A 24,473-nucleotide genomic window follows, 5' to 3' on the forward strand; every position below is an offset into this window, starting at 1 on the left:
TTAACCGCAAGCGACCCTTGCGTTGTCGGTGGTGAGGTGCCGGGCGGAAGGCCCGGCAGTCGTTTGTTTGGGGAACCAGCCTCCCTCTCGTCATGCTCGGGCTTGACCCGAGCATCTGCCGCACGGTGCTTGGATCCTCGGTCAAGCCCGAGGATGACGGGAGGAGAAGTCGTTGGCGGCCCGACCGAAGGCCCGGCCGCCAGATGCATCAAAGCCCCAGAGCGCGCAGCTTGCCGTCGAGGAACTTCTTGGCGCGCGGAACGTCGCTTTCGTCGAGGTGCTCGATGATCATCGGGATGTTCGGGTGCTTCTGCGCCAGGCGCTTCAGGTACAGGTCGTAGTTCAGCGAGCCGAGGCCGGGGGCCGGCAGTTCGATTTCACCGACGCCGCGGAAGGTGTGGCTTTCGAGCGCGTCCGTATCGCCGATATCGGCATGCTTCTCGGTCTTGTCGTCGCCCGAACGCTTGACGTCCTTGGCATGGCCGATCTTGATCTTGTCCGACAGCGTGTCGAAGACCTGGTTGAGGATCTGGTCCATGCGGTCGATGTTGTGGGACTCGAAATAATTGGTCGGGTCCATCAAGAGGCCGAGGCCGGGATGATCGACCTGGGCGAACATTTTTACGGTCTCCTCGACCGAGCCGACGACGTTGTTGACGTAGGTTTCGAGCAGGAAGACGGCGCCGTGGTCATAGGCATGCTGGGCGAGGTCGGCGATGACCTTGCGGCATTCCTCGAAGCCTTCTTCCGTCTTGTTCTTCGGGTGATGCACCCAGTCGGATTCGGTGTTGTAGGTGCCGGTTTCGGAAATCACATAGGGGCTGCCGAGATACTGGGCGTGGCGGATGATTTCCTTGAGGTAGCCGACGCGGCGGGCGCGCTCGTCCTTATCCGGATGGATGATGTTGGTGTAGCCGGAAATGCAGGAGATCGGCAGGTTGTGATCGCGGAAGGTTTCGCGGATCTTGACGCATTTCTCCTTGGTGATCTGGCCGGCCGAAACGTCGACGTCCTTGAAGTGCATGTCGAGCTGGACGGTGTTGAAGTCCAGCGCACGGATCTTCTTGGCGGTCTCTTCAAGGCCGTACGGGAAATAGCCCGTAAAAATACCTGCTTGCATCATGATAAAAATCCTCCCTTGGAATCAGTTGATCGAGATTTCGGAAAGCTTGACCGTGCGCCCTTCGGCGATGGAGCGGTAACCCGCCTCCACCAGCGCCACGGTCTTGACGTTGTCGGCGACGGAAAGTGCCGGCGGCTCGCCCGTCTTCACGGCGTATTGCAGTTGTTCCATGACGCCGACGAAGGCCTGCGGGAACCACATCGTCTCCCAGGTGGGGGTGACCCACTTGCCGCCGGTGGTGGTCTTCGAGGCATAGGACAGGGTCGACGGCGAGCCGTCCGGCCAGCCGATCGTGCCCTGCGCCACGCCGTCGGTGCCTTCGACGCGCCACTTGATGTAGATGTCGCTGTCGAAACCCTCTTCGCGCGGGCCGGACCAGACGTCTTCCATCGATACGGCGAGAACGCCGCTCGGGAAGGTCAGCGTCGAAACGGTGATGCCGTCCTTGTGGTCGAATTTGGTGCGCGGGTCGGTGCGGGTCACGGTGGTGATCGCATCGGGATCGCCGAAGAGGAAACGCAAGACGTCGAGATGGTGCACGCTCATGTTCGACAGCGTCAGGCGGTCGTAATCTTCGAGGAAGGTCTGCCAGTGCGGGATGGCGCGCATCTCGATGGTGGCGATGACGACGGTGCCAAGCTCGCCCTTGTCGAGGATCTGCTTGAGCACGCGCATCGACTGGTCGTAGCGCATATTCTGGTTGACCGAGAGGATCTTGCCGGCGGCGGCCGCTTCATCGCGCAGCGCCTTGGCTTCGTCCAGCGTCAATGCCAGCGGCTTCTGCGCCAGGATTGCCTTGATGTGCGGCTGCTTCAGCGCTTCGCGGATCAGCGCCGGCTGCTGGTCAGGCGGATAGGCGATGTCGAGGATCTGCACGTTGGCATCGGCAATCAGCTCGGACGGCGTGGCGTGGACGGTCGGGATGCCCCAGCGCTCGGCAACGGCCTTGGCCTTCTCCTGCGTCCGCGAGGCGATGGCGGCGACCGGGAAACCGGCTTGGCTGTAGGCGGCGAGATGGCATTCCGCCATGATCATGCCGGCGCCGATGCAGCCGATCTTGAAATCTTTTGACCGTACCGGCGGGTCGGGCACGAAGCCCTTGGCATCACTCATGGTATCCTCCCATTTCATATGCTTGTTCGTTCGAGCTTACGCACGCAACGTCTCGCCCGCTGCTCCGAAGAAATGTACCCGTGCCGGGTTGCAGCTCAATGCCACGGCGCTGTCGAGCGCGATTTGCGGCTGGCCACGCATCAGCGCCCGGAGTTTTTGCGCACCGGTATCCAGCGTCACGACCGTGTAGCCGCCGAGCGGTTCGACTTCGTAGACCTTGGCCGGCTTGCCGGTATGACGCTCTGCCCATGGCTCGACCTTCAGGTCTTCCGGGCGGATGCCGAGACCGGAAACGCCCTGCGGCGCGGCGTCCAGCGGCAGCACGATGGTGCCCTCGCCCGCTTCCAGCCGGCCGGACGTCGTGGCGTTCATGATGTTCATCATCGGCGCCCCCAGAAGCTGGGCGACGTAGCGGCTGGCCGGCCGGTCGTAGATATCCACCGGCGTGCCGATCTGGCGGATCGAGCCCTGTTCCATGATCGCCATGCGGTCGGCCACCGACATCGCCTCCTCCTGGTCGTGGGTGACGTAGATCAGCGTCTGGCCGAGATCGCGCTGGATGCGCTTCAGCTCGACGCGGGTCTCTTCGCGAAGGCGGGCGTCGAGCGCCGAGATCGGATCGTCCATCAGGTAGGCGACGGGATCGCGCACCAGCGCACGGGCAATTGCCACGCGCTGGCGCTCGCCGCCGGAAAGCTGTGCCGGCGGCTTGTGCAGCAGGTGGCCGATATGCAGCTTGCCGGCCACTTCATCGACACGCGCCTTGATCGTCGCTTCCGGGATTTTCCGTTCGACCAGCGGAAACCGCACGTTTTCGCCCGCCGTCATATGCGGGAAAAGCGCGAGGTTCTGGAACACCATGGCGACGTTGCGGCCGGCCGGCGAGACATGGTTGACCGGCTTGCCGCCGATCAGCACCTCACCCTCGTCGGGCGTTTCGAGGCCGAGGATCAGCTTCAGGATCGTCGACTTGCCGGAGAGCGGCGGGCCGAAGAAGCAGAAGAATTCGCCTGCCTGGATATCGAAGCTGGCATTGTCGACGGCGACGGTCTTGCCGTAGCGCTTGGTGACGTTGCGGAAGGAAATGCCGGCCATCGTCATGCTCCCTTGATGCTGGCGCCGCTCCGGGCGTCGAAGAGACGAACCGAACCCGGCTCGACGGCGATATGCGCCGTGGTGCCATTCTCGACCGACACGTCGTTGTCGAAAACCGCCTTGACCCGCTGCTCGCCGTCGCCGAGATGGACGACGGTGCGCGCGCCGATGCGCTCGACGAAGGTCACCGGCAAAGCCAGGCCCTCGCCGGCGGCCGATAGGGTCGCCCGTTCCGGACGGAAGCCGTAGATCACATCCTGTACGCCGGCCTTGCGGGCTGCTGCCGCAAGAGCCGCATCCAGCGGCGCGCTGCGGCCGAGGCCGCCGAGATCGACGATCAGGCCGCGGTCGCTGTCGGCAAGCTTGCCCTTGATCAGGTTCATGCCCGGCGAGCCGATGAAGCTGGCGACGAAGAGGTTGTTCGGGTTGTTGTAGACGTCGAGCGGCGTGCCGACCTGCTGCAGGACGCCGTGGTCCATGACAGCGATGCGGTCGGCCATGGTCATCGCCTCCAGCTGGTCGTGGGTGACGTAGACCATCGTCTGCCTGAACTGGCGCTGCAGGTGCTTGAGTTCGGTGCGCATGACGGCGCGGAAGGCGGCATCGACGTTCGACAGCGGCTCGTCGAGCAGGAAGATCGCCGGCTCGACGATGGCCGAACGGCCGATCGCCAGGCGCTGCAGGATGTTGACCGACAGTTTTGCCGAAGGCTGCTTCAGCATCGGCGTCAGCTGCAGGAAATCGGCGATCGCCTTGACGCGGCGGTCGATTTCGCTGCTTGCGACGCCGGTGACCTTCAGGCCGTAAGCCAGATTGTCGTAGACGCTCATATGCGTGAAGATCGCATAGTTCTGGAAGACGAAACCGACGCCGCGGCGGCCCATCGGCACGCCGTTCATGTCGCGGCCGTCGAAGAGGATCTTGCCTTCGGAGGGCTCCTCCATGCCGGCGATCATGTTCATGGTGGTCGACTTGCCGCAGCCCGACGGGCCGAGCAGCGCCATGAATTCGCCGTCGCGGATTTCCAGGTCCATGGTCTTCAGCGCCGTGAAGGCACCGAATGTCTTGACGAGGTTGTTGAGGTGGATCGAGGTCATGGATCAGGCTTCCTTCCGGTTCATCCGGCTGATCGCCAGCGATACGACGATGGAGAGCACGATGAGGATGACAAGAGCGATCGCTGCGACATAACCCCAGATCAGGTCGTTCTGCGTCACCTTGTAGATGTAGACGGAGATGGTCTCGGTCGCGACGCCGGGGCCGCCGCCGGTCATGATGTAGAGCGTGTCGAAGATCTTGAAGTTCTCGATGACGCGGATGGCGAGCGCGATGATGATGATGGTCTTCATCTTCGGCAGCACGATGGTGCGGAAGCGCTGCCACCAGGAGGCGCCGAGCAGCGTCGCCGCCTTCACCTGGTCCTCCGGCACGCCGACGAGGCCGGCGAGCAGGATGAGGAACATCAGCGGCGTCCACTGCCAGATGTCGGCGATCATCACCGCAATCATCGCCGTGGTCGGGTTGGAGAGCCAGGCGAGCGTGATCGGCTGGCCGGTCAGCGTCGAGAGGATGTCGTTGATCGGCCCGCCCGACTGGAAGAGCATGAAGAACATGTAACCGGCGACGGCGGGCACGACCATCATCGGGATCAGCATGATCGAATAGAACACCCGCTTGCCGGCGAAATCGTCCATGAACAGGATGGCGAGGCCGAGGCCGAGCAGGAATTCCGCCGGGACGCAGATGGCCATCACCAGAGCGGTGCGGCCGAGCGCGTTCCAGAAGCGGGTATCGCCCATCAGGTCGGTGTAGTTGGCAAAGCTGTTCCAGGAACCGTAGGCCTGCCACCAGCTGACGCCGTCGAGCGGCGACCAGTCGGTCAGGCTGATATAGAGCTGCATCAGCAGCGGGAAAACGGCGATGAACAGCACCAGGATCTGCGCCGGCAGCGTCAGCAGGAAGCCCAGCCGGCGTCCGCCGTCTTCGGCGCGGGGTGACGTGCTGGCGAGATCGTGGGCCAAGGGGATTTTCTCCTCAGTAACGAGAGCGTTCATTGCTTCAGCGCTCCGAAGGTCAGTCCGCGGACCAGATGTTTCTGGATGGCGATGCCCATGATGACGGGCGGGACGGCGGCGATGAGGCCGAGGGCGGCCTTGGCGCCGTAGAGCTGGCCGGTCATCGACGACGACAGAGAGGCCATGTAGACCGGGATCGTCACCCATTCGCGGGTCGTCAAAAGCAGGGCGATCAGGTAGTCGGACCAGTTGAGGATGAAGACGAAGAGGGCGGAGCTGGCGAGCGCCGGGCGCATCATCGGCAGGGTGATCTTCATGAACACCCGCATCCGCGAGCAGCCTTCGACCAGCGCCGCATCCTCGATTTCGCGCGGCATGTCGTCGAAGAAGGTCTTCATCAGCCAGAAGGCGAAGGGCAGCGTGACGATGCCGTAGATCAGCGCCAGGCCCCACCAGGTATCGACCAGGCCGAAGAAGGCCCACATGATCATCACCGGGATCATCACCGCCATCGGCGGGAAAAGGCGCAGCTGGATCAGCGCCAGCGGCAGGTTCTGCCCGGAGCCGAAGCGCGACAGGCCGTAGGCCGCCGAGGTGCCGCAGACCATGGCGATGATCGTGCCGAAGACGGCCGACAAGAGCGACGACAGGATCGGCTTGCCGGCGGTGCGGTCGAGCGCGACGATGAGGTCACTGGTCGAGGTGCCGAAGATGAAGCGGAAATTGTCGAGCGTCGGCGCCTTGGGCCACCAGGTGAGATCGCCGCCGGTGGCCGACCATTCCGCGATCGGCTTGAAGGCCATCGAGGCCATCCAGAGCGTCGGGATCAAGGTGACGGCCAGCGCCAGAAGGATCGCCGCATAGCGGAAGATTTCAAAGGGTATGGAGCGGTTCATCGGATCTACAGCAGCATCGGTGCGAGGGGTCCGGGATGCCGGCGGGATTTTCTCCCGGCCGGCATCCCGACGATCGGCGGCCGGCTCAGCCGGCGGCGGAATCGAGCACGGTGGGCCACGCCTCCTTGTTCGCCTTGATGGCCGAGATCAGCTTGTCCTCGCCGATGCGGCGGGCAATGCGCGTCCACTGCTTTTCGGTGTCCGCCATTGCTTCTTCCGGCGATTTTGCCTTGGTCAGTGCGGCGACGAGGTTTTCGTCGAGCGCATTGTGGAAGGCCGTCGCACCCGGATAGTTGATGGTCGGCACCGTGCGGGCCACCGTGTCGCGCACCACGTCCATGTGGTAGTCGTGATAGGTTTCGCGCACCAGCGGGTCGGCGAAGTTCGACAGCTGGAAGGGGTCGAAGTAACCGCCCGGATTGGCCGTCATCCACGAATAGATGCGGCTGGAGCCGAGCCACTGCAGCAGCAGGTAGCAGGCTTCCGGATGCTTGCTCTGCGACGAGACCGAGGCCGAGAGGTTGAGCCACAGAACGGAGCGGCGCACCAGCTGGCCGTCGATTTCGCGGCCGGGCGGCAGCATCGAGCCGATCTTGCCGGTGACCTTCGAACCTTCGTTCGCCTTGTTGTCGAGGAACTTCGGCAGGTTGGAGAAGGCGCAGGTCATGGCCGCGCCGCCGGAAGCGAAGTTGCCGTACTGTTCCGGCCAGCCCCAGGAAATGGCGTCCGGCGAGTGGTAGGACAGCGAGTCGACATATTCCTGCGTCGCCTGGAAACCGGCATCCGAGTTGATCAGCGGCTTGCCGTCGTCACCGAACAGGAACTGGTTGGGCGAGCCCATCGAGACGTAGCGCTGATACCAGTTGGTATAGCCCCAGCCCTGGTTGCGCAGGTCGGTGCAGCCGAACAGGCCCTGGTCGGGACGGTGGAAGAAGGCCGCGACTTCGTCGAGCTGCTTCCAGGTCTTCGGCGCTGCCAGCTCGTAGCCGTGCTGGTCGGCAAAGGCCTTTTTCTCGGTCTCGTCGTTGAACAGGTCGGTGCGGAAGTTCCAGGTCTGGAAGTCGCCGTCGAGCGAGACGCCGTAGGTCGAGCCGCGATACTGGTTGAGCAGCGAAACGCCCTTCTGGCCGTTGACGTAGCCGCGCTCGGGATCGTCCCATTCCGGCTTGTGGGCGGCGACGAAATCGTCGAGCGCGATGATGCCGCCGGTTTCGGCGAGGTCGCCGAGACGGTTCCATTCGACGGCGTAGATGTCGAACGCCCCACCCTTGGTGGAGATGTCCTGCATCGTCTTGGTGAATTCCTGGCCGTTCGGCACGCCGACGATGTCGAGCGTGATGCCGGTTTCTTTCTCCCAAAGTTCCTTGATCGACGGCGCGCCGGCCGGGAACGGCTGCGTCAGCTGGCCGATCGAGCCGTCGGAAAGGCCGAGAACGATCTTGTCAGGCGCCTTGCCGGCACCCTTCAGCGCCTTGACGGCCTCGATGGCGCGGCCTTCCGGCGTCTCGGCGCCGTACTGATAACGTTCGGCACCGGCAAAGCCGGTCGGGCCGCCGATCATGCCGGCGGCAAGCGCGTCGGCTGCGTAGGCGCGGCCCGGGCGAATGAATTGCGGCGCGATGCCGGCGGCGGCGGTCAGCGCGAAAGCCTTGGCACCGGTCGACAGCAGGCTGCGCCGCGACATGCGGATCAAATTGGACATATTGAGCTCCTCCCCATCCGGCAGCAATCCTCCTCTGCCGATGTGCGGGGATTATTGACGTGCAAAATGATCGAAGTCAACATCATAATAAATCATTTTACATCATAAAATTCTTCAATAATGATGTTTACGGGAGTCTCAAACCCATCATGGAGGTGATGGCTTTGAGGAAGAGGAGGTTTTTTCGGTGAAAAACAACAGTCTATGCCAAAGATTTCGAGCGAATTGCCCGATTGACCCCTTGCATCGCGCCAAAATGGAAATACATCAATTTACATCATTTGGCGGAAGGGAATCGCTTTGCGATCAACATTGACGGACATCGCCCGTGAGGCTGGTGTTTCGAGCGCGACCGTGGACCGGGTGCTGAACAACCGCTCCGGCGTCAAGGAGCGGACGCGTGAAATCGTCATCGAAACGGCCCGCAGGCTGGGATATCTCGGCAACGGCGCGCCGGCGCTGATGCCGGAGACGCGCGTTCGACTGGATTTCGTGCTGCCGGCCGGCACCAACACCTTCATCGCCAACCTGCTGCATCAACTGGAAAAGCAGGCGGCGGCCCAGCCTGATCTCGACGTGCATATCCATTCGATCGAGGGCTTCAATCCCGATACGCTGGCCCGGACGCTGCACGAGCTGCAGGGGCAGACCATGGGCGTCGGCGTCATCGCCCTCGACCATCCGACGGTACGCGAGGCTATGCGGTCGCTGGCCGCCTCCGGCGTGTCGATCGTCACGCTTGTCTCCGACATCCTGCATGTTTCGCGCATCGGCTATATCGGCATCGACAACCGTGCGGCCGGGCGCCTTGGCGGTTACCTGCTCGGGCGCTTCCTCGGCAGCGGCGTCCGGCGCAAGATCGCGCTGTTTGCCGGCTCGCTGTCCTATCGCGGCCACGAGGAGCGTGAGATGGGTTTTCGCCATATCATCGGCGAGGATTTTCCCGATCTTGAAATCGTCGAGCTGCGGGAAATCCGCGACGACCGCACCAAGGCTTATGAGGAGGCCATGGCGCTGTTCAAGCGCCATCCCGATCTCGCCGGCATCTACAATATCGGTGCCGGCAATACCGGTATCGGCCAGGCGCTGGCGGAAACCGGCCGGGCGAAAAACATCATCTTCGTCGGCCACGAGCTGACCGAGCACAACAAAAGCCTGCTGCTCAACGGCACGATCGATGCCATCATCGACCAGAACCCGCGGGTCGAGGCACGTGAGGCGCTGTCGATGCTGAGCCGCTCGGTTCGTGGCCAGTCGATCGATTATCATCCGCCGCGGCTGCAGGTGATTTTTCGCGAGAACATCCCCGAAAGCTGAGCGTCAGTCTTCTGCAGGTCCCTGCAGACCCGCCTGCTGCAGCAGGGTGACGTAGCGGTTCGAGAGCATGAGCAAATCGCGAGCCTGCGCGGACGCGAGCGAAAGACGCTCCGTCGCATCGCCGGCAGCCTCCAGCGCGCTCCAGATGGCAGCCGATTGCCCGGCGAGTGTCCGCAGTTCGGCAAGCACGGCCGGATCGGCGGCGATTTCCGCCACATGCTGCGCCGTCACCTTGCCGACGCCGGCAGCACTTTTGGCACCGGCGTCGACAAAACCGTCCGGCAGCGTGCCCTTGCGGTTCGTGACGCGCCGATAGCGGATGACATCGACGATCTGGTCGACGGCCTGCTTTGCGCCGGCAACGCGCGACGGGTGATCCGTATCGGCCGCGGCATGCGGCAAAAGCTCCGTCTTGCCGGGATGGCGGGCCGCCAGCGGCAGATAGGGCAGCATGGGACCGGAGAGTTCGCCCGTGGCGGCATTCTTGAACAGGTCGGCATCGATGGCCGCGTGCCGCACCTTGCCGCCGGCAAGGGCCGCGTCGAGGGCTGAGGCATCGACAACCTCGCCACGGTCGTAATTGACCAGCACGGCACCCTCGGCCATGGCGTTCAGCACGTCCGCACCGATCAGCCCGGCATTGGCGTATCGCCCATCGGCGCCGATGCTGCCAAGGCCGGTATGGACGCTAAGGAAATGCGCGCCGGAGGCCGCCTCGACGGGGGTGGATGCATAGCCGAAACCTTCGGACTCGATCCATTGCCGGTGCCGTTCGCGGGCGTAGATCGTCACAGTCATGCCGAAGGCCCGTCCGAGCTTGGCGACTTCGCGGCCGATATTGCCGTAACCGATGACGGCGAGCCGCTTGCCCTCCAGCTTTTCCGTCGGGAAATCGCGCAACTGCCGGCCGGTGTCGAAATCGCCGGCGGCGACCAGCGCGTGCAACCGGTCGACCGGCAGGTCCGGCGAGACCTTGAGGATCGCCTTCAGCACCATCTGCGCCGTTGCCCGGCTGTTGAAGCCCGGCGTGTTCATCAAGGGCGCAATGCCGCCTTCGCCGCCGCCTCCGCCCCAGGAGGCGGAGCCCATATTGCCCGTTCCGGCGCCGATGCGGACACCGCCGAGATCGAAACGGGCGGCCCTCGGGATGAAGGTCGCCGCCGCAATCAGCGCGTCGTAACGGCCATCGGCGGTTTCGGCCAGCAATTCGGCTTCGGTGCTGAGGTCAGGCTGATAGAAGAAATGGATGACGCCTGTTGCCAGGGCGCCTGCATCTTCAAGCGGCCCTTCGTGGAACACGCCGCCTTTTTCCTCGATATGGGCACGAACCTCGCGCGCATCGGGCCTGCCGTCGGGGCCGAATTTCAGGCCGACCAGGTCGGCGATCAGCACCTTGTAGGCGCGGCCGGCCTCGTCGTGGCGCGGCCATTCCCCCTGCACCGGCTGTTCTTGTGCCTGCATCGCGGACCCTCCTCCATTGATCTGGGAGGATCTAGACGAAAATTACGATCGCGTGAAAGCTCTCCGCGGGCGAAAAGCGTCCGGTCGGCCGAAAAAAGCGCGCCGGTGAAGTGCCGGCGCGCCAGGGGAATGAGGGGCGGAGAGGTTAGGCCGCCAGCCTCAGCAGGTTCTTCTCGATCTCGGGAACCGGCATCTGGGCATAGTCCTTGGGGATTTCGGCTGTAATGGCCGTGCCGGCCGCGTTGCCGAGCGATTGCCGGAGAATGCCGAGCGCCGTCGGTGGCGCCACGAGAACGATCCGTTGCGTTTCGTTGCCCGCGGCGATGTCCGAGATCCTGGCCGCGACCTCCTTGAGAAAATCCTCTTCGGCCTGTGCATGCCAGTCCGTCTCTTCCATCGCGCTACGGGAAACACCCGGCGGGGAATAGGCGCGGCCGGGCCGGTCCGTGCCGATCTCTCTGGTCTTGTCGTTCGGCTGTGTCAGCGTATCGACGACTTTCAGGTTGATGAGGTCGGCATCGCCGTCGTTGCGCAGGATGAGCGCCTTGGCGCCGTCGCAGACGACGACCCAGGATTTCCAGGGGATTCGGATCGGGTCCATCAAATTCCTCCATTGGCTAGGCCGGACCGCAGGTTCTGCACCAGTGCAGTCGCGGACCGGTCGTGGACTGCGGCCGCCCTTACAGACGACCGCACCAAGGAGTAACTCGCCTTCCAGGCGCAATGTTCCCGCCGTCAGGCGGTTGCTTCTTCGGTCGGGGTCTCGGCCTCGACACGCTTGCGGCGGGCAGTCCGCCAGTCGCCGAGGAACAACAGGATCGGCGCGGCGATGAACACCGACGACGATGCGGCGACGACGATGCCGAAGACCATCGGAACGGCGAAGCTTTCCACCGCGCTGCCGCCCCAGATCGCCATCGGCAGCATCGCCAGGAAGGCGGTGACCGAGGTGTACAGGCTTCGTGCCAGCGTTTCGTTGATCGACAGGTCGATCAGCTCGCGCAGCGGCATCGTCTTGTAGAGGCGCATGTTCTCTCGCATTCGGTCGTAGACCACCACCTTGTCGTTGACCGAGTAACCGACAAGCGTCAACAGCGCGGCGATGGCCGTCAGGTTGAAGTCGAGCCCCGTCAGCGCGAAGAAGCCGATGGTTTTCGTCACGTCGAGCACAAGGGTGACGATGGCGCCCACGGCGAACGGCCATTCGAAGCGCACCCAGATGTAGACGAGCATCGCCAGGCTGGCGAGCACGACGGAGAGGATGCCGGCCGTCGCCAGCTCGCCGCTGACCTTGGGACCGACGACTTCCGTGCGCTCGACCTTGGCAGTCGGATCGATCTTGACGACTTCGGCCTTCAGGTGCTCGACGGCGGCCGTCTGCGCTTCCTCGCCGCCGGGCTGGCGTTCGACGCGGACGAGCAGATGGTTGACGTCGCCGAATTCCTGCAGCGCCACTTCGCCGAGCCCCAGTTCGTCCAGGCCGGCACGGAATTTCGCGAGATCGGCGGGCTGCTGGGTGACGACTTCCATCTGGATGCCGCCGCGGAAATCGACGCCGTAATTGAGGCCCGGCGTGATGAACAGGATGATCGAGGCGATCGACAGGAAGGCCGAGAAGCCGATGCCGAAGAAACGCGCATTCATGAAGTTGATGCGCGTGCCGTCCGGGATCATCTGGAAGGGCAGCAGCGGCCTGATCTTGATCGACTTCAGCTTGTAGCGGCCGGCGATGAAGATCATCACGACGCGCACGATCGAGACGGCCGTGAACATCGAGATGGCAATGCCGAGGCCCATGGTGACGGCGAAGCCGCGCACCGGTCCGGAGCCGAACCAGAAGAGCAGGACGGTGGCGATCAGCGCGGTGACGTTACTGTCAACGATGGTGGAGTAGGCACGCTTGAAGCCGGCGTCGATGGCGCCGAACACCGTTCGACCCTTGCGCGTCTCTTCCTTGATACGCTCGTTGATGAGAACGTTGGCGTCGACGGCAAGACCGATGCCGAGCACGATACCGGCGATGCCGGGCAGCGTCAGCGTCGCGCCGATCAGCGTCAGACCGGCAAAGGTCAGGATGACGTTCAGCGCCAGCGCGAAGTTGGCGAGAATGCCCCAGGCGCCGTAAAGCACGAACATGAAGACGACGACGAAGGCGAAGCCCAGGAGGCCGGTATAGACGCCCATGCGGATCGCGTCGCTGCCGAGGTCGGCGCCGACGGTGCGTTCCTCGATGACGGTCAGCTTGGCCGGCAGCGCGCCGGCGCGCAGCAGGGCCGCCAGCGTATTGGCGCTCTGCACCGAGAAATTGCCGGAGATCTGGCCGGAACCGCCGGTGATCGGCTCGCGGATGACCGGCGCGCTCAGGACCTTGTCGTCGAGGACGATGGCGAAAGGCTTGCCGACATTGGCGCGGGTGATATCGGCAAAGCGGACGGCGCCGGCATTGTCGAAGCGGAAGTTGACCACCGGCTCCTGGGTGTTCGGATCGAAGGAGACGCGGGCATCCGACAGGCGGTCGCCGGAGAGTTCGACGCGGTCCTGGATCGGATAGCTGGCGCCTTCCTCATCCTTCAGCACGGTGACGCCGCGCTCGCCCTGATTGCCGAGCATGTGGAAGCTCATCTTGGCGGTGGAGCCGAGAAGCTTGCGCAGCTGCGACGGGTCTTCGGCGCCGGGAAGCTGGACAAGCACGCGATTGCCGCCGACGCGCTGGATCGTCGGTTCGGACACGCCGACCTGGTCGACGCGCTGGCGAATGATTTCAAGGCTCTGCTCGACGGCGGCGCTGATATTGTGTTCCAGGCCGGCTGGGGTCATGGCGATGCGGATGCCGCTCTCGCCGTCCGCCGTGATCGCGAGGTCGGACTGCCCGGCGGTGAGGCCGATGCCGACCGGATTGGACAGCTTGGTCAGGGCGTCGATGGCGGCCTGGCGCTGGCTGGCGTCCGTCAGCGTGATCAGCAGGTAATCCTGGACGCGGCGGGCGGAGGTGCTCTGGATGTTGGCTTCGCGCAACGTGCGGCGGGAATCCTGGATCAGGCTCTGCAGCCGCTCCTTGACGAGGTCTGCCGCATCCACTTCGAGAACGAGATGCGAGCCGCCGCGCAGGTCGAGGCCGAGGGAAACCTGGCTGTGCGGCAGCCAGGAGGGAAGTTTTTCCAGCGTTTCCTTGGAAACGACGTTCGGGAGGGCGATGAGGATGCCGATCACGATAATGATCGCATAGCTTATCACCAGCCAGGGTGAATTGCGCATGGAGAAGTCCTTGAAAAGACGGATGCCAACCGCTTGTTCCACGGCCGGCCGGAAATAAAGATGGCAGGGAGGCGCCAGGCGCCGCGCTCAGGCGATCGTCGGCGGGCCGCGGGGAAGAAAGCCGTGCGGATCGGCATGCAGGCGGGCGGGCGATGCCGCCACGATGCCTTCGGCTGCCTTGCCGGGGAGAATGTAGAGAAGGATCTGCCCGGGAGGCAGGGCCGGCTCGTCACCGTTCCAGCCGGTCTGCGGCAGGTCCTTGCGCTCGGCGACCAGCACCAGGCGACCCACGTCGCGCGTCGCGATATGGGAGCCTTGCGTCGTTCGTTCCGTGCCCGTCGCACCGGCGCGGGCGGCGGAATGAATGACCTGCGCATTGCCGAGCGTGAAGCTGAAGATCGCAAAGAGGAAAACCAGGAAACTCGGCGCGAGCGGCGCAGGCGAAATCAAGGCGCGCCGCAGCTGCGCCGTCTTCGCTTTCACGTTCCTGCCCATTCGGCTCAAAACAAGCTTTCCGTTCGTTGGTTTTTTGCGGTCAATCCCGTCGCATTATACGTTTCGGCCGCCGCGGGCAAGCTTGGCGGCGGAAATCGGCGACGCCGATATTTGAAGAACGCCGGTTGACCTTCCAGATACTGGAAGGTCTAGTGATGCGTCATCGACAGGGAGACAGGCCATGAACATCGGCAGCGCCGCGCGCAAATCCGGCCTTCCGGCCAAGACCATCCGTTATTACGAAGAAATCGGCCTTCTCAAGGCGGATCGGGCCGCAAACGGGTATCGCGACTATTCCGCCGCCGACGTCAATCGCCTGCAATTCGTCCACCGCTCGCGCAACCTCGGTTTCAGCGTCGAGGAATGCCGGCAGCTTCTGTCGCTTTATGACGACAAGCAGCGGGCAAGCGCGGAGGTGAAGGCGATCGCCGAGGCCAAGCTCGACGACATCGACCGCAAGCTCGCGGAACTCACCAGCCTGCGCAGCGCTCTGCGACATCTCGTCGACCATTGCCACGGCGACGACCGGCCCGATTGCCCGATCATCGACGGTCTTTCCGGCGCGACCGTCGCCTGCGAGACGCATTGAGCTTGGATGGAAACCGTGCCGGAAAACGTTTGAAGAAGACAGAGGAGATTTTTACAACCTTTGTCCGGTGACTTCTTCAGGAGAATTGGGACGATGCTTGGCGATTTCTCGATGAATGGACGAATTTTCGCCGGCACGCTGGCTTTGCTGGTGATGGCATCGCCAGCCGCGGCTGCCGGTGAGCCGGGGGTCCAGCAGATGCCGCATGCCAGCACAGAGCAACGGCAGCCGGAGCGCAGGATCGAGCGGGACATGCCGGAGGACCTGGAGCCGGATATGCCCGAGGAGGTGGAGCCGGTGTTTGCCACCCGCCCGGTCACCGGCGGCGAAATCTGCCAGCGGCAACGTTTCACCATCGGCGAAGCGACGGTCTGCGTCAGCTCCATACTCGAGCCGCAGTTCGGCAACCGCTACGGCTCCCTCAACCTGACGGACGGCAGGAAGAGCACGGCCTGGGTGGAGGGTGCGTCGGGCGATGGCATCGGCGAATATGTCGCCGTCGAGTTCGACGCGCCCGTGATCGTCTCCGGCCTGGAGATTGCCAACGGATACACCAAGAACAGCGATATTTTCGACAAGAACAACCGGGTGCGCAACCTCACCGTTTCGACCGCCAGCGGCAGCGCGCAAACCGTGGAATTGACGGATAACGAGGACTGGCAGAACCTCGGCGTTTCCCTGCCGGAAAAGACGACGTGGCTGATGTTGACGATCTCGTCCGTCTATCGCGGCTCGAAATACCGCGATACGGCGATCAGCGGACTGGATATCCGATGAAACGGCGGTTGGCGGCGATCGTGCTTGCCGTAAGCCTGACCACACTGTCTTTGGTCGGTGCCGGCGAGCGGCCGCCCGGGTTTGCCGACCTGCGCGCCATCGATCCGACGATCCGGCAGGATATCCGGTATGCCACTGACAATAATTTCACCCGCAGCGTCGTTCCCGGTTATGTCGCACCGGCCTGCATCCTGGCGGAGCCGGTGGCGAAAGCCCTGGCGCAGGTGCAGAAGGCGCTGAAACCGCAGCAGCTTGGCCTGCAGGTCTTCGATTGTTACCGTCCGTCGCGCGCGGTAAAATTTTTCGTCGCGTGGGCGTCGGAAAAGGGCAAGCCCGATCCGGAGTATTATCCTGAGTTCGCCCGCAACACGCTGATCGCCAAAGGTTACATTGCCGCCCGCTCTGGCCATTCCAGCGGCGGAAGCATCGACCTGACCCTCGGGAAACTGACGCCAACGGGCTTCGAAGCGCTCGACATGGGCACGGATTTCGACTTTTTCGACCCGCGCAGCCATACCCGCTCGAAAGCTGTCAGCGCCGAGGCGCTGGCAAATCGCCAACTGCTGGTCAAGGCGATGCAGCAGGCCGGTTTTGCCAACTACGATCGCGAATGGTGGCACTTCAGCTTCCGCAAAGAGCCCTTCGCTGGCAAAGCCTTCGACTTTGACGTTCGAGAATAGGATAATCGAGGCTCTTACCAGCCCTCTTCCAGCACCCGCGCCAGGCAATCGGCAAAGAAATCGGCGCTTTCCCGCGTCAGGCACAGCGGCGGCTTGATCTTCAGCACGTTGAGATGATCGCCCGTCGGCTGCATGATGACCCCGAGCGCCAAGAGCCGGTCGCAGATCGCCGCGGTTTCCTCCGTCGCCGGCTGCAATGTCTGCCGGTCGCGGACGAATTCCAGCCCGAGATAGAGGCCCATGCCATGCACGGCGCCGACGATGGGGAAACGCTGGCCGAGCGCTTCAAGCCGCGCCTTGAGATAATCGCCGGTGTCGCGGGCGTTTTCCTGCAGTTCCTCGTCGGTCATGATGTCGAGCACGGTCATGCCGACGACGCAGCTGACCGGGCTACCGCCGGCCGACGAGAAGAAATAACCTTCCTTCTCCAGCGCATCGGCGATGGCGCGACTGGTGATGACCGCGCCGAGCGGATGGCCGGCGCCCATGCCCTTGGCGACGGTGATGATGTCGGGCACCACACCCTGCTGGTCGAAGCCCCAGAAATAATGGCCGAGCCGGCCGTAGCCGACCTGCACCTCGTCGGCGATGCAGATGCCGCCGCGCCGGCGCACTTCCGCATAGATCTCCTGCAGATAACCGGGCGGCAAGGCGATGCCGCCGGCATTGCCGTAGACCGTTTCGCAGATGAAGCCGCCGAGTTTTTCGCCCTTGGCATCCAGCGCGTCGAGTGTCGGGCGCACCGCGGCGACATAATCGGCAGTCGAGTTCGGCCCGCGATAGGGGCCGCGATAGGTGTTGGGCGCCATGACGGGATGAACCCAGTCCGGCCGGGTCGTCAGCGCCTGCGGATTGTCGGCGATCGAGGTGGAGACGGCGTCGCTGCCGACCGTCCAGCCGTGATAACCTTCGAGCAGGCACAGCATGTTGCGGGCGCCGGAGGCCGCCCAGGCGAGCCGGAGCGCCAGGTCGTTGGCTTCCGAGCCGCTGTTGACGAGGAAGACGGTGTCGAGATTGTCCGGTGCCAGTCGCGCCAGCCGTTCGGAGAAGGCCGCGACCACCTCGTAATGGAAACGCGAATTGGTGTTGAGCATCGACCACTGCTGGTACACCGCTTCCGCCAGACGCGGGTGGCCGTGGCCGACGGTGGCGACGTTGTTGACCATGTCGAGATAGGTGCGGCCGGTGACGTCGAACATATGCTGCTTCCAGCCGCGTTCGATCTGCGGCGGCCGGGTGTAATAGTTCTTCTGCGGCTTGGCGAAATGGCTTTCGCGGCGGCTTAAGATTTCCGCACTGCGCGGCGGCGGCGCATCGCAATCGACGCCCAGCAGCCTGGAGGGCGACGGCGACAGCCGCGACCAGGCGGAAGCATGCGATGGCCGGGCGAAGAAGGGCGGCACGAGCCCCGCTTCGGTGGCGAGCTGGATGCGCAGCAGGCCGAAATGGCCGCTGGAGCCTTCCACGGTGCCGAGCGGTTCGCCTTCGGTCAGTGCCATGCCGGCCTCGTGCAGGCAATCGAGGCCGAGCAGATGCAGGCGGATCGAGTCGCCGGCAAGCACGGTGCGTTCGCCATACCGCTCGACGCGGCCGGCGAAGGGTGCTGCCGCCTGGAAACCGGCGGGCAGGCAGATATCCATGTGCAGCGCATAGGTCTGCGGCTCGGAGGCCGAGTCCGGGATCGTCTCGCTCAGCCGGTATTCGCCGTAGCGTGTCACGGCGATGCCGGTTTCGCGGGCGGCCGATTCCAGAAGCTTGAGCTCGATGCCCGGCCGCGACCAGGTGTCCTGCGAAAGGTGCGGGCTGAACAGGTCGAGTTCCAGCAGGCGGATGGCATCGGGGCTGACGCCGGGCAGCAGCAGTCCGAGCGAGGATATCTCCGGGGCGGGCGTTTCGAGACCGACCGCCTCGAAGATCGCATGTTCCATCAGCGTCAGCGGCACAGAGGTCGCCACCTCGAAGATTTCGCGTTCGTGGGCGGCGTTGCCGATGACGTATTCGTTGTCCGGATCGATGGCGAGCTGCTGTTCGGTGCTGGCGATCAGGATGCAGGCGCGGGCGACGATCAGCGGCCACAGCACCTTCAGTTCCGTTTCCGTCAGCGGGTTGACGGCGTGGTAAGCCTTGACGGCGGGCAGGATGAAGAAGGGATCGCCGTCGGCGTGGTGCAGCAGTGCGGCGCAGGTGACCGCGAGGTCCGCGACCAGCCAGCCGTTGACGAGGTCGCCGAAATCGATGACGCCGTCGACGATCGGCCGACTGCTCACATCCGGCCGGCTGACGACGTTGTCGTCGGTCACGTCATGGTGGATCGGCTGGATGCGCAGCAGGTCGCCGAGCGGCTGGATGCGCCGGACGGCGGCGACCATGACCTTGGCGATCCGGTCGCGGGCCTGCTGGTCGGTCACCGCCTGCAAGAGATGCAGCGCAACGGGACCCGCGCGGCGCAGGTCCCATTGCAGGTCGCGCTCGAGGCCGGGATGGTCGAAATCGGCGAGGTTGACGGAAAGGCGTGCCGTCATCGCGCCGAGCGCCGCGACGGACGGTTCCGCCAGATATTTGCGGCGCGTCAGCGGTTCGCCGTCGAGATAGGAAAGCAGCCGCACCTGGTATTCCTCGCCGCCGACGGCCAGGAAAAGAATGTCTTCGCCATTGCTTGCCGGGAACGGCTGCGGCACGCGCGGGCTGTCCGGCTTGGCGGAAAGATGCCGCATCGCCGCATTCTGCGCTTCCAGCTCGACGGTCGCATAATCGACGCGGCAGATCTTCAGCACGTAACGGGCGCTGCCGGTATCGATGCGATAATTGCGGTCCTGCTGGCTGCCGAGTTCCTTGATGTCGCCCCTGAGGTCGTAGAAACTGTCGAGGATCGCCGCGGCCTCCTCGGCCGTCACATCGGGCCGAGGCAATTGCGTACGGTGTAAAAGCGCATCGTCCGGCATGGATATCCCCCGAGAATCAGTCATTTGCGACTCTAGACCGGAGCATCGGCCAAAGAAAAGGGTGAGAAACTTGCCCGTCTGTGCCGTTCCACGGCGAATTCCCGCCGAAGCGGTGTTTTTCGGGCAGGACAGGCGGGCAACGGCTGAATGTTGGTCAGGAAGCGACGGCGGCACTCTGCCGGAAACCGAGGACCGACCGGTCTATGGCAGCGAGCGCCCGGTTGAGATGCCCCTGGAAGACAAGATTCTGTTCGTCGGCCGCCACCGAAAGCGGCGGCATGCCTTCGAGGCGGACGATCTGCGATTGCGACAGCCCCTCCTCCATTCCCTTCTGCAGCAGGTCGAAATACCGCGTTCCCGGCCCGGTCAGCACCACCGGCATGCGGTCGTGCAGGCTGAACATGCGGGCAAGCCCGTTGCCGAGGGCAAGGCCGGCCTGCCGGAAGGCGAAGCCGGCGATGCGGTTGCCCTGGCGGGCGCTGGCGGCAATCTTGTCCATTTCGGCGAGCGGCACGAATTTCGCCGGAATGGTGTCGGTCGGCACCTCGAACGCGCCGCGCAGCACCGCATAAAAACCCGCATAGGCCTCGATGCAGCCCCGCGAGCCGCAGCGACACAGGGCGCCGTCGGGCACATGCAGCATATGGCCGAAGTTGAGCGCGCTGACGTGATGGTCCGTTCCTGTCTGCGACACGATGCCGAGGCCGATGCTGTGCCCGAGCGACAGGGCCGCGAGCGAGCGGAAACCCGGATGCAGCCCGGTCTTCTCCATCGTCGTGCCAAGGGCGCTCGCCACCAGCAGGGTCTCGTTGGCCAGCATGATCTCGGCCTGCCAGTCGGGCCGCAGGGCGTCCGCGAAATCGATCCGGTCGGCGCCGAGCACCGGCGACCAGACGAGCACGGGGCGCCCCGGATCGACGATGCCCTTGCTGCTGATCGAGATGACCAGGATACGGTTGCGCTCGATGCGTGCGCGCCCTGCCAGCCGCTCGAGGCCGTCGCGCACCGTCCGGGCAAACAGGTCGGCACCGGTCGTGGCCGGGCGAAGCTCGGCAAAACGGTCGAGCAGCCGGCCGGAATAATCGACGAGCGAATATTGCACGGCATCCGAGGAGATCACCACCACGGCAAGATAGGCGCAGTCCCGACGCTGCTCGAAGAGCACGCGCGGCCGCCCGCGGCCGCCGACCGGCTGGACCTCCGTGCGTTCGATGAGATGGGCGCGTTCAAGCTCGGCGGTAATCGCCGAGACCGTTGCGGAGGCAAGCCGGGTCTGGTCGGAAATCTCGGTATGCGCCAGCCGGCCATGGCGGCGCAAGGCAGACAGCACAAGCATGCTGTTCTGCTGGCGTACCAGTTCCGTGCTCGATTTCGTCAGTATGACGCGCTCCCTGGCCCTGCTGCGGACGGCTTGCCGCTGCCTTTCTCTAGCGCTCCTCCCAGAGCAAGAACAGCCACCCCGCATCCCGGAATTGCCGGTGTTGACAGCCCCGAAAATCTCTGACATCTAATTTCTCGACTGTCGAGAAAAAACTTTTTGGAGGTTTCGGCAGCTTGTTGGGAGCGGCAGCGGGGAGACCTTGTGCGCCCGGCCGCATGTCACTTGGGAGGACAATATGAATTCGTTTCTGAAGCTGATGGCCGGCGCGGCCATCGTCGTCACCATGCATTCCGCTGCCATTGCGGCTGATCTGGTCGTCGGTGTTTCCTGGTCGAACTTCCAGGAAGAGCGTTGGAAGACCGACGAAGCCGCCATCAAGAAGGCGCTTGAGGCCGCGGGTGCGAAATACATTTCGGCCGACGCCCAGTCTTCCGCCGCCAAGCAGCTGACCGACGTCGAGTCGCTGATCTCTCAGGGCGCAAACGCCCTCATCGTCCTGGCGCAGGACAGCGACGCCATCGGCCCGGCCATCGAAAAGGCCGCTGCGGAAGGCATCCCGGTCGTCGGTTACGACCGTCTGATCGAAAATCCGGCAGCCTTCTACATCACCTTCGACAACAAGGAAGTCGGCCGCATGCAGGCGCGCGAAGTCTTCAAGGCCAAGCCTGAGGGCAACTACGTCTTCATCAAGGGCTCGTCGTCCGACCCGAATGCGGACTTCCTGTTCTCGGGCCAGGTCGAGGTGTTGAAGGAAGCCATGGACGCCGGCAAGATCAAGAATGTCGGCGAAGCCTATACCGACGGCTGGAAGCCGGAAAATGCCCAGAAGAACATGGAGCAGTTCCTGACCGCCAACGACAACAAGGTCGATGCGGTCGTGGCTTCCAACGACGGCACGGCCGGCGGCGCGATCGCTGCCCTCGATGCCCAGGGTCTTGCCGGTTCCGTTCCGGTGTCCGGCCAGGATGCCGACAAGGCGGCGCTGAACCGCGTCGCGCTCGGCACCCAGACCGTTTCCGTCTGGAAGGACTCGCGTGAACTCGGCAAGAATGCCGCCGAGATCGCCCTGGCGCTGGCCGGCGGCAAGAAGATGGACGAAATCGCCAACGTCACCACCTTCACCGGCGGCCCGAAGGGCGCTGAAATGAAGTCGGTCTTCCTCGCTCCGCTGCCGATCACCAAGGACAACCTCAACGTTGTCATCGATGCCGGCTGGATCAGCAAGGACGAAGCTTGCCAGGGCGTCAAGGCCGGCTCCGTGGCTGCCTGCAACTAAGACCGACCGCCCGGGCTGAACGACTTGCCGACGCTGCAGCGCCCCGTTGCAGCGTCGGATCGTGCAGGCAGCGTTGCCGCATCACGCGTGCCGCTGGCCGTTCGGTCGCCCTGGCCTATTTAAAGACGAAATGGCGCGTCGGCGATGATGGTTTTCCTCTCGCCTGCCTGCGTCCAAACGGGGGGAACGGCAAAGAAAATGGCCGATACGCTACAATCCAGCACATCCGGCGGCGCCCGCCAGGCGGAAGCCAATCCGGTGACGCGCTTCTTCCGCGCGACCGAAATCGATACCCGCCTGCTCGGCATGGTCGGCGCGCTGCTGATCATCTGGGTCGGTTTTCACATCATGACCGGCGGCCTGTTCCTGACGCCGCGCAACCTCTGGAACCTCTCGGTGCAGACCGCGTCGGTGGCCGTGATGGCGACGGGCATGGTGCTGGTCATCGTCACCCGCAATATCGACCTGTCGGTCGGCTCGATCCTCGGCTTCTCCGGCATGATCATGGGCGTGCTGCAGGCGCAGATGCTGCCGCAGCTGATGGGCTTCAACCATCCCGCCACCTGGATCGTGGCGCTGGCCGGCGGTCTGCTTGTCGGCGCCGCGATCGGCGCGCTGCACGGCTCGATCATCGCCTTCCTCAACGTGCCGTCCTTCATCGTCACCCTCGGCGGCCTGCTGGTCTGGCGCGGCGCCACCTGGTTCGTCACCAGCGGACAGACGGTCGCGCCGATGAATGCCAGCTTCCGCCTGATGGGCGGCGGGACCGAAGGTTCGATCGGTGCGACGGCCAGCTGGGTGGTCGGCGCGCTCGCCTGCATGGCCATCGTCGTCGCCATCATCAATGCCCGCCAGCAGCGCAAGCGCTTCCACTTCCCGCGCCGGCCGCTCTGGGCGGAATATTTCCTCTGCGTGCTGAGCTGCGCCATCGTCATGGGAGCGATCTTCGTCGCCAACAGCTACTACTGGCCGGTCAACATCGCCCGCAAATATGCCGAAGCGAACAATATTCCCTGGCCGGAAACCGGGCTGTTCATTCCCCACGGCATCGCCATCCCGGTGCTGATGGCGATTGCGGTCGGCATCGTGATGACCTTCATCGCCACGCGCCTGCGCTTCGGCCGGTATGTCTTCGCCATCGGCGGCAATCCGGAAGCGGCGGAACTGGCCGGCATCAAGACGCGCTGGGTCACGGTGAAGATCTTCACCCTGATGGGCGTGCTCTGCGCCATCGCCGCGGCGATCTCCACCGCCCGCCTCAATGCCGCCACCAATGCGCAGGGCGAACTCGACGAGCTTTATACCATCGCCGCAGCCGTGATCGGCGGCACCTCGCTTGCCGGCGGCACCGGTACCATCGCCGGCGCCATGCTCGGCGCCCTGGTCATGCAGTCGCTGCAGTCGGGCATGGTGCTGCTTGGCATCGACACGCCGTTCCAGCGGATCGTCGTCGGCGTCGTGCTGGTGATGGCCGTCTGGCTCGACACGATCTACCGCGCGCGTGCCAAGTAAGAGGAGTTCCAGACAATGACGGAACATCGCACTCCACTCGTGGAAATGAGAAACATTTCCATCTCCTTCGGCGGTATCCACGCGGTCGACAACGCCTCGATAGACCTCTATCCCGGCGAGGTGGTCGCCCTGCTTGGCCATAACGGCGCCGGCAAGTCGACGCTGATCAAGATCCTCTCCGGCGCCTACAAGCGCGACAGCGGCGACATCCTGATCAACGGCGAGGCCGCCGAGATCCGCAATCCGCGCGACGCCAAGAAATACGGCATCGAGACGATCTACCAGACGCTCGCCGTCGCCGACAATGTCGACGCCGCCGCCAACCTCTATCTCGGCCGCGAGCTGCAGACCCGCTGGGGCACGCTCGACGACGTCGCCATGGAGGCCAAGGCGCGCGAGGTGATGGGCAGGCTCAACCCGAACTTCAAGCGTTTCAAGGAGCCGGTCAAGGCGCTCTCCGGTGGCCAGCGGCAATCGGTGGCCATCGCCCGCGCCATCCTGTTCGACGCCCGCATCCTGATCATGGACGAGCCGACGGCAGCGCTCGGGCCCCAGGAAACGGCCCAGGTCGGCGAGCTGATCAAGCAGTTGAAGAAGGAAGGTATCGGCATCTTCCTGATCAGCCACGACATCCACGACGTCTTCGACCTCGCCGACCGCGTTTCGGTGATGAAGAACGGCCAGGTCGTCGGCCATGCCCGCACCGAGGACGTCACCAAGGACGAGGTGCTTGGCATGATCATTCTCGGCAAGGTGCCGCCGAAGGCGATCCCCGGTCCCGGGGCAATGAAGATCTGAGGTGAATGGAAAAAGGGCGGGTAGCTGAAAATACCCGCCCTTTTCT

19 protein-coding genes and 1 pseudogene are annotated in these 24,473 nt (G+C 64.1%); 7 read left to right on the plus strand and 13 right to left on the minus strand.

The genetic code is table 11. The features are described from left to right. Positions 1 to 208 precede the first annotated feature (208 nt). The 7 genes from DEM27_RS13740 to DEM27_RS13770 form a co-directional block, all read right to left on the minus strand. A complete protein-coding gene (locus DEM27_RS13740; RefSeq protein ID WP_109458810.1) occupies positions 209 to 1,123 on the minus strand; it encodes a sugar phosphate isomerase/epimerase family protein in 915 nt (304 codons plus the stop codon). A gap of 21 nt (positions 1,124 to 1,144) precedes the next feature. Next, on the minus strand, positions 1,145 to 2,236 hold the full coding sequence (locus tag DEM27_RS13745; protein ID WP_109458811.1) for a Gfo/Idh/MocA family protein: 1,092 nt from the start codon (positions 2,234 to 2,236) through the stop codon (positions 1,145 to 1,147). 36 nt (positions 2,237 to 2,272) lie between these two features. Continuing rightward, entirely contained in the window at positions 2,273 to 3,331 is a 1,059-nt protein-coding gene (locus DEM27_RS13750; protein ID WP_109458812.1) for an ABC transporter ATP-binding protein, read from the minus strand. Positions 3,332 to 3,333: 2 nt separating this feature from the next. Continuing rightward, complete coding sequence (locus DEM27_RS13755) at positions 3,334 to 4,428, minus strand: ABC transporter ATP-binding protein (protein ID WP_109458813.1); 1,095 nt, start codon at positions 4,426 to 4,428, stop codon at positions 3,334 to 3,336. Positions 4,429 to 4,431: 3 nt separating this feature from the next. Continuing rightward, positions 4,432 to 5,352, minus strand: a complete 921-nt coding sequence (locus DEM27_RS13760) for a carbohydrate ABC transporter permease (RefSeq protein WP_245445823.1) — start codon at positions 5,350 to 5,352, stop codon at positions 4,432 to 4,434. Between the two features lie 29 nt (positions 5,353 to 5,381). Continuing rightward, a complete protein-coding gene (locus DEM27_RS13765; protein ID WP_109458815.1) occupies positions 5,382 to 6,242 on the minus strand; it encodes a carbohydrate ABC transporter permease in 861 nt (286 codons plus the stop codon). Between the two features lie 85 nt (positions 6,243 to 6,327). Further along, positions 6,328 to 7,944, minus strand: a complete 1,617-nt coding sequence (locus DEM27_RS13770) for an extracellular solute-binding protein (RefSeq protein WP_109458816.1) — start codon at positions 7,942 to 7,944, stop codon at positions 6,328 to 6,330. Between the two features lie 300 nt (positions 7,945 to 8,244). Here DEM27_RS13770 and DEM27_RS13775 point away from each other — a divergent pair, with 300 nt between their 5' ends. Further along, on the plus strand, positions 8,245 to 9,261 hold the full coding sequence (locus tag DEM27_RS13775; RefSeq protein ID WP_109458817.1) for a LacI family DNA-binding transcriptional regulator: 1,017 nt from the start codon (positions 8,245 to 8,247) through the stop codon (positions 9,259 to 9,261). Between the two features lie 3 nt (positions 9,262 to 9,264). Here DEM27_RS13775 and DEM27_RS13780 read toward each other — a convergent pair. The 4 genes and pseudogenes from DEM27_RS13780 to DEM27_RS13795 all read right to left on the minus strand — a co-directional run. Beyond that, positions 9,265 to 10,683: pseudogene (locus tag DEM27_RS13780) on the minus strand (NAD(P)-dependent oxidoreductase); the annotation flags it as partial. 184 nt (positions 10,684 to 10,867) lie between these two features. Next, positions 10,868 to 11,323, minus strand: a complete 456-nt coding sequence (locus DEM27_RS13785) for a baeRF12 domain-containing protein (RefSeq protein WP_109458819.1) — start codon at positions 11,321 to 11,323, stop codon at positions 10,868 to 10,870. Between the two features lie 134 nt (positions 11,324 to 11,457). After that, positions 11,458 to 13,977: a protein translocase subunit SecD gene (gene secD, locus DEM27_RS13790; RefSeq protein WP_109458820.1), complete on the minus strand. Its 2,520-nt coding sequence runs from the start codon at positions 13,975 to 13,977 to the stop codon at positions 11,458 to 11,460. An 87-nt stretch (positions 13,978 to 14,064) separates the two neighbouring features. Beyond that, entirely contained in the window at positions 14,065 to 14,460 is a 396-nt protein-coding gene (locus tag DEM27_RS13795; RefSeq protein WP_128755506.1) for a hypothetical protein, read from the minus strand. Between the two features lie 193 nt (positions 14,461 to 14,653). Between DEM27_RS13795 and cueR the strand changes: the two genes are divergently transcribed. The 3 genes from cueR to DEM27_RS13810 all read left to right on the plus strand — a co-directional run bounded on the left by cueR (position 14,654) and on the right by DEM27_RS13810 (position 16,518). After that, positions 14,654 to 15,061: a Cu(I)-responsive transcriptional regulator gene (cueR, locus tag DEM27_RS13800; RefSeq protein WP_109458822.1), complete on the plus strand. Its 408-nt coding sequence runs from the start codon at positions 14,654 to 14,656 to the stop codon at positions 15,059 to 15,061. A gap of 93 nt (positions 15,062 to 15,154) precedes the next feature. After that, a complete protein-coding gene (locus DEM27_RS13805; RefSeq protein ID WP_109458823.1) occupies positions 15,155 to 15,838 on the plus strand; it encodes an NADase-type glycan-binding domain-containing protein in 684 nt (227 codons plus the stop codon). Continuing rightward, positions 15,835 to 16,518, plus strand: coding sequence for a M15 family metallopeptidase (locus DEM27_RS13810; RefSeq protein ID WP_109458824.1), 684 nt, complete (start codon positions 15,835 to 15,837; stop codon positions 16,516 to 16,518). Before DEM27_RS13805 ends, DEM27_RS13810 begins: the two co-directional genes overlap by 4 nt. Positions 16,519 to 16,532: 14 nt before the next feature. Here DEM27_RS13810 and DEM27_RS13815 read toward each other — a convergent pair whose 3' ends face one another. Both DEM27_RS13815 and DEM27_RS13820 read right to left on the minus strand, forming a co-directional pair. Then, the gene (locus DEM27_RS13815; RefSeq protein WP_109458825.1) at positions 16,533 to 19,460 is read right to left on the minus strand and encodes an aminotransferase; all 2,928 of its coding nucleotides are present in this window, start codon (positions 19,458 to 19,460) and stop codon (positions 16,533 to 16,535) included. A gap of 154 nt (positions 19,461 to 19,614) precedes the next feature. After that, positions 19,615 to 20,841, minus strand: a complete 1,227-nt coding sequence (locus tag DEM27_RS13820; protein ID WP_109458968.1) for an ROK family transcriptional regulator — start codon at positions 20,839 to 20,841, stop codon at positions 19,615 to 19,617. 235 nt (positions 20,842 to 21,076) lie between these two features. Here DEM27_RS13820 and xylF point away from each other — a divergent pair, with 235 nt between their 5' ends. The 3 genes from xylF (at position 21,077) to DEM27_RS13835 (ending at position 24,427) form a co-directional block, all read left to right on the plus strand. Beyond that, positions 21,077 to 22,117 (plus strand): D-xylose ABC transporter substrate-binding protein, encoded by a 1,041-nt coding sequence (gene xylF / locus DEM27_RS13825; protein WP_109458826.1) that lies wholly within the window; start codon positions 21,077 to 21,079, stop codon positions 22,115 to 22,117. 198 nt (positions 22,118 to 22,315) lie between these two features. Then, positions 22,316 to 23,629, plus strand: a complete 1,314-nt coding sequence (locus DEM27_RS13830; RefSeq protein WP_109458827.1) for a sugar ABC transporter permease — start codon at positions 22,316 to 22,318, stop codon at positions 23,627 to 23,629. A 15-nt stretch (positions 23,630 to 23,644) separates the two neighbouring features. After that, a complete protein-coding gene (locus DEM27_RS13835; RefSeq protein WP_109458828.1) occupies positions 23,645 to 24,427 on the plus strand; it encodes an ATP-binding cassette domain-containing protein in 783 nt (260 codons plus the stop codon). Positions 24,428 to 24,473: the final 46 nt, after the last annotated feature.

It is taken from the genome of Rhizobium album (assembly GCF_003122325.1).
In the GTDB taxonomy this organism is placed as follows: Bacteria; Pseudomonadota; Alphaproteobacteria; order Rhizobiales; family Rhizobiaceae; genus Metarhizobium; species Metarhizobium album.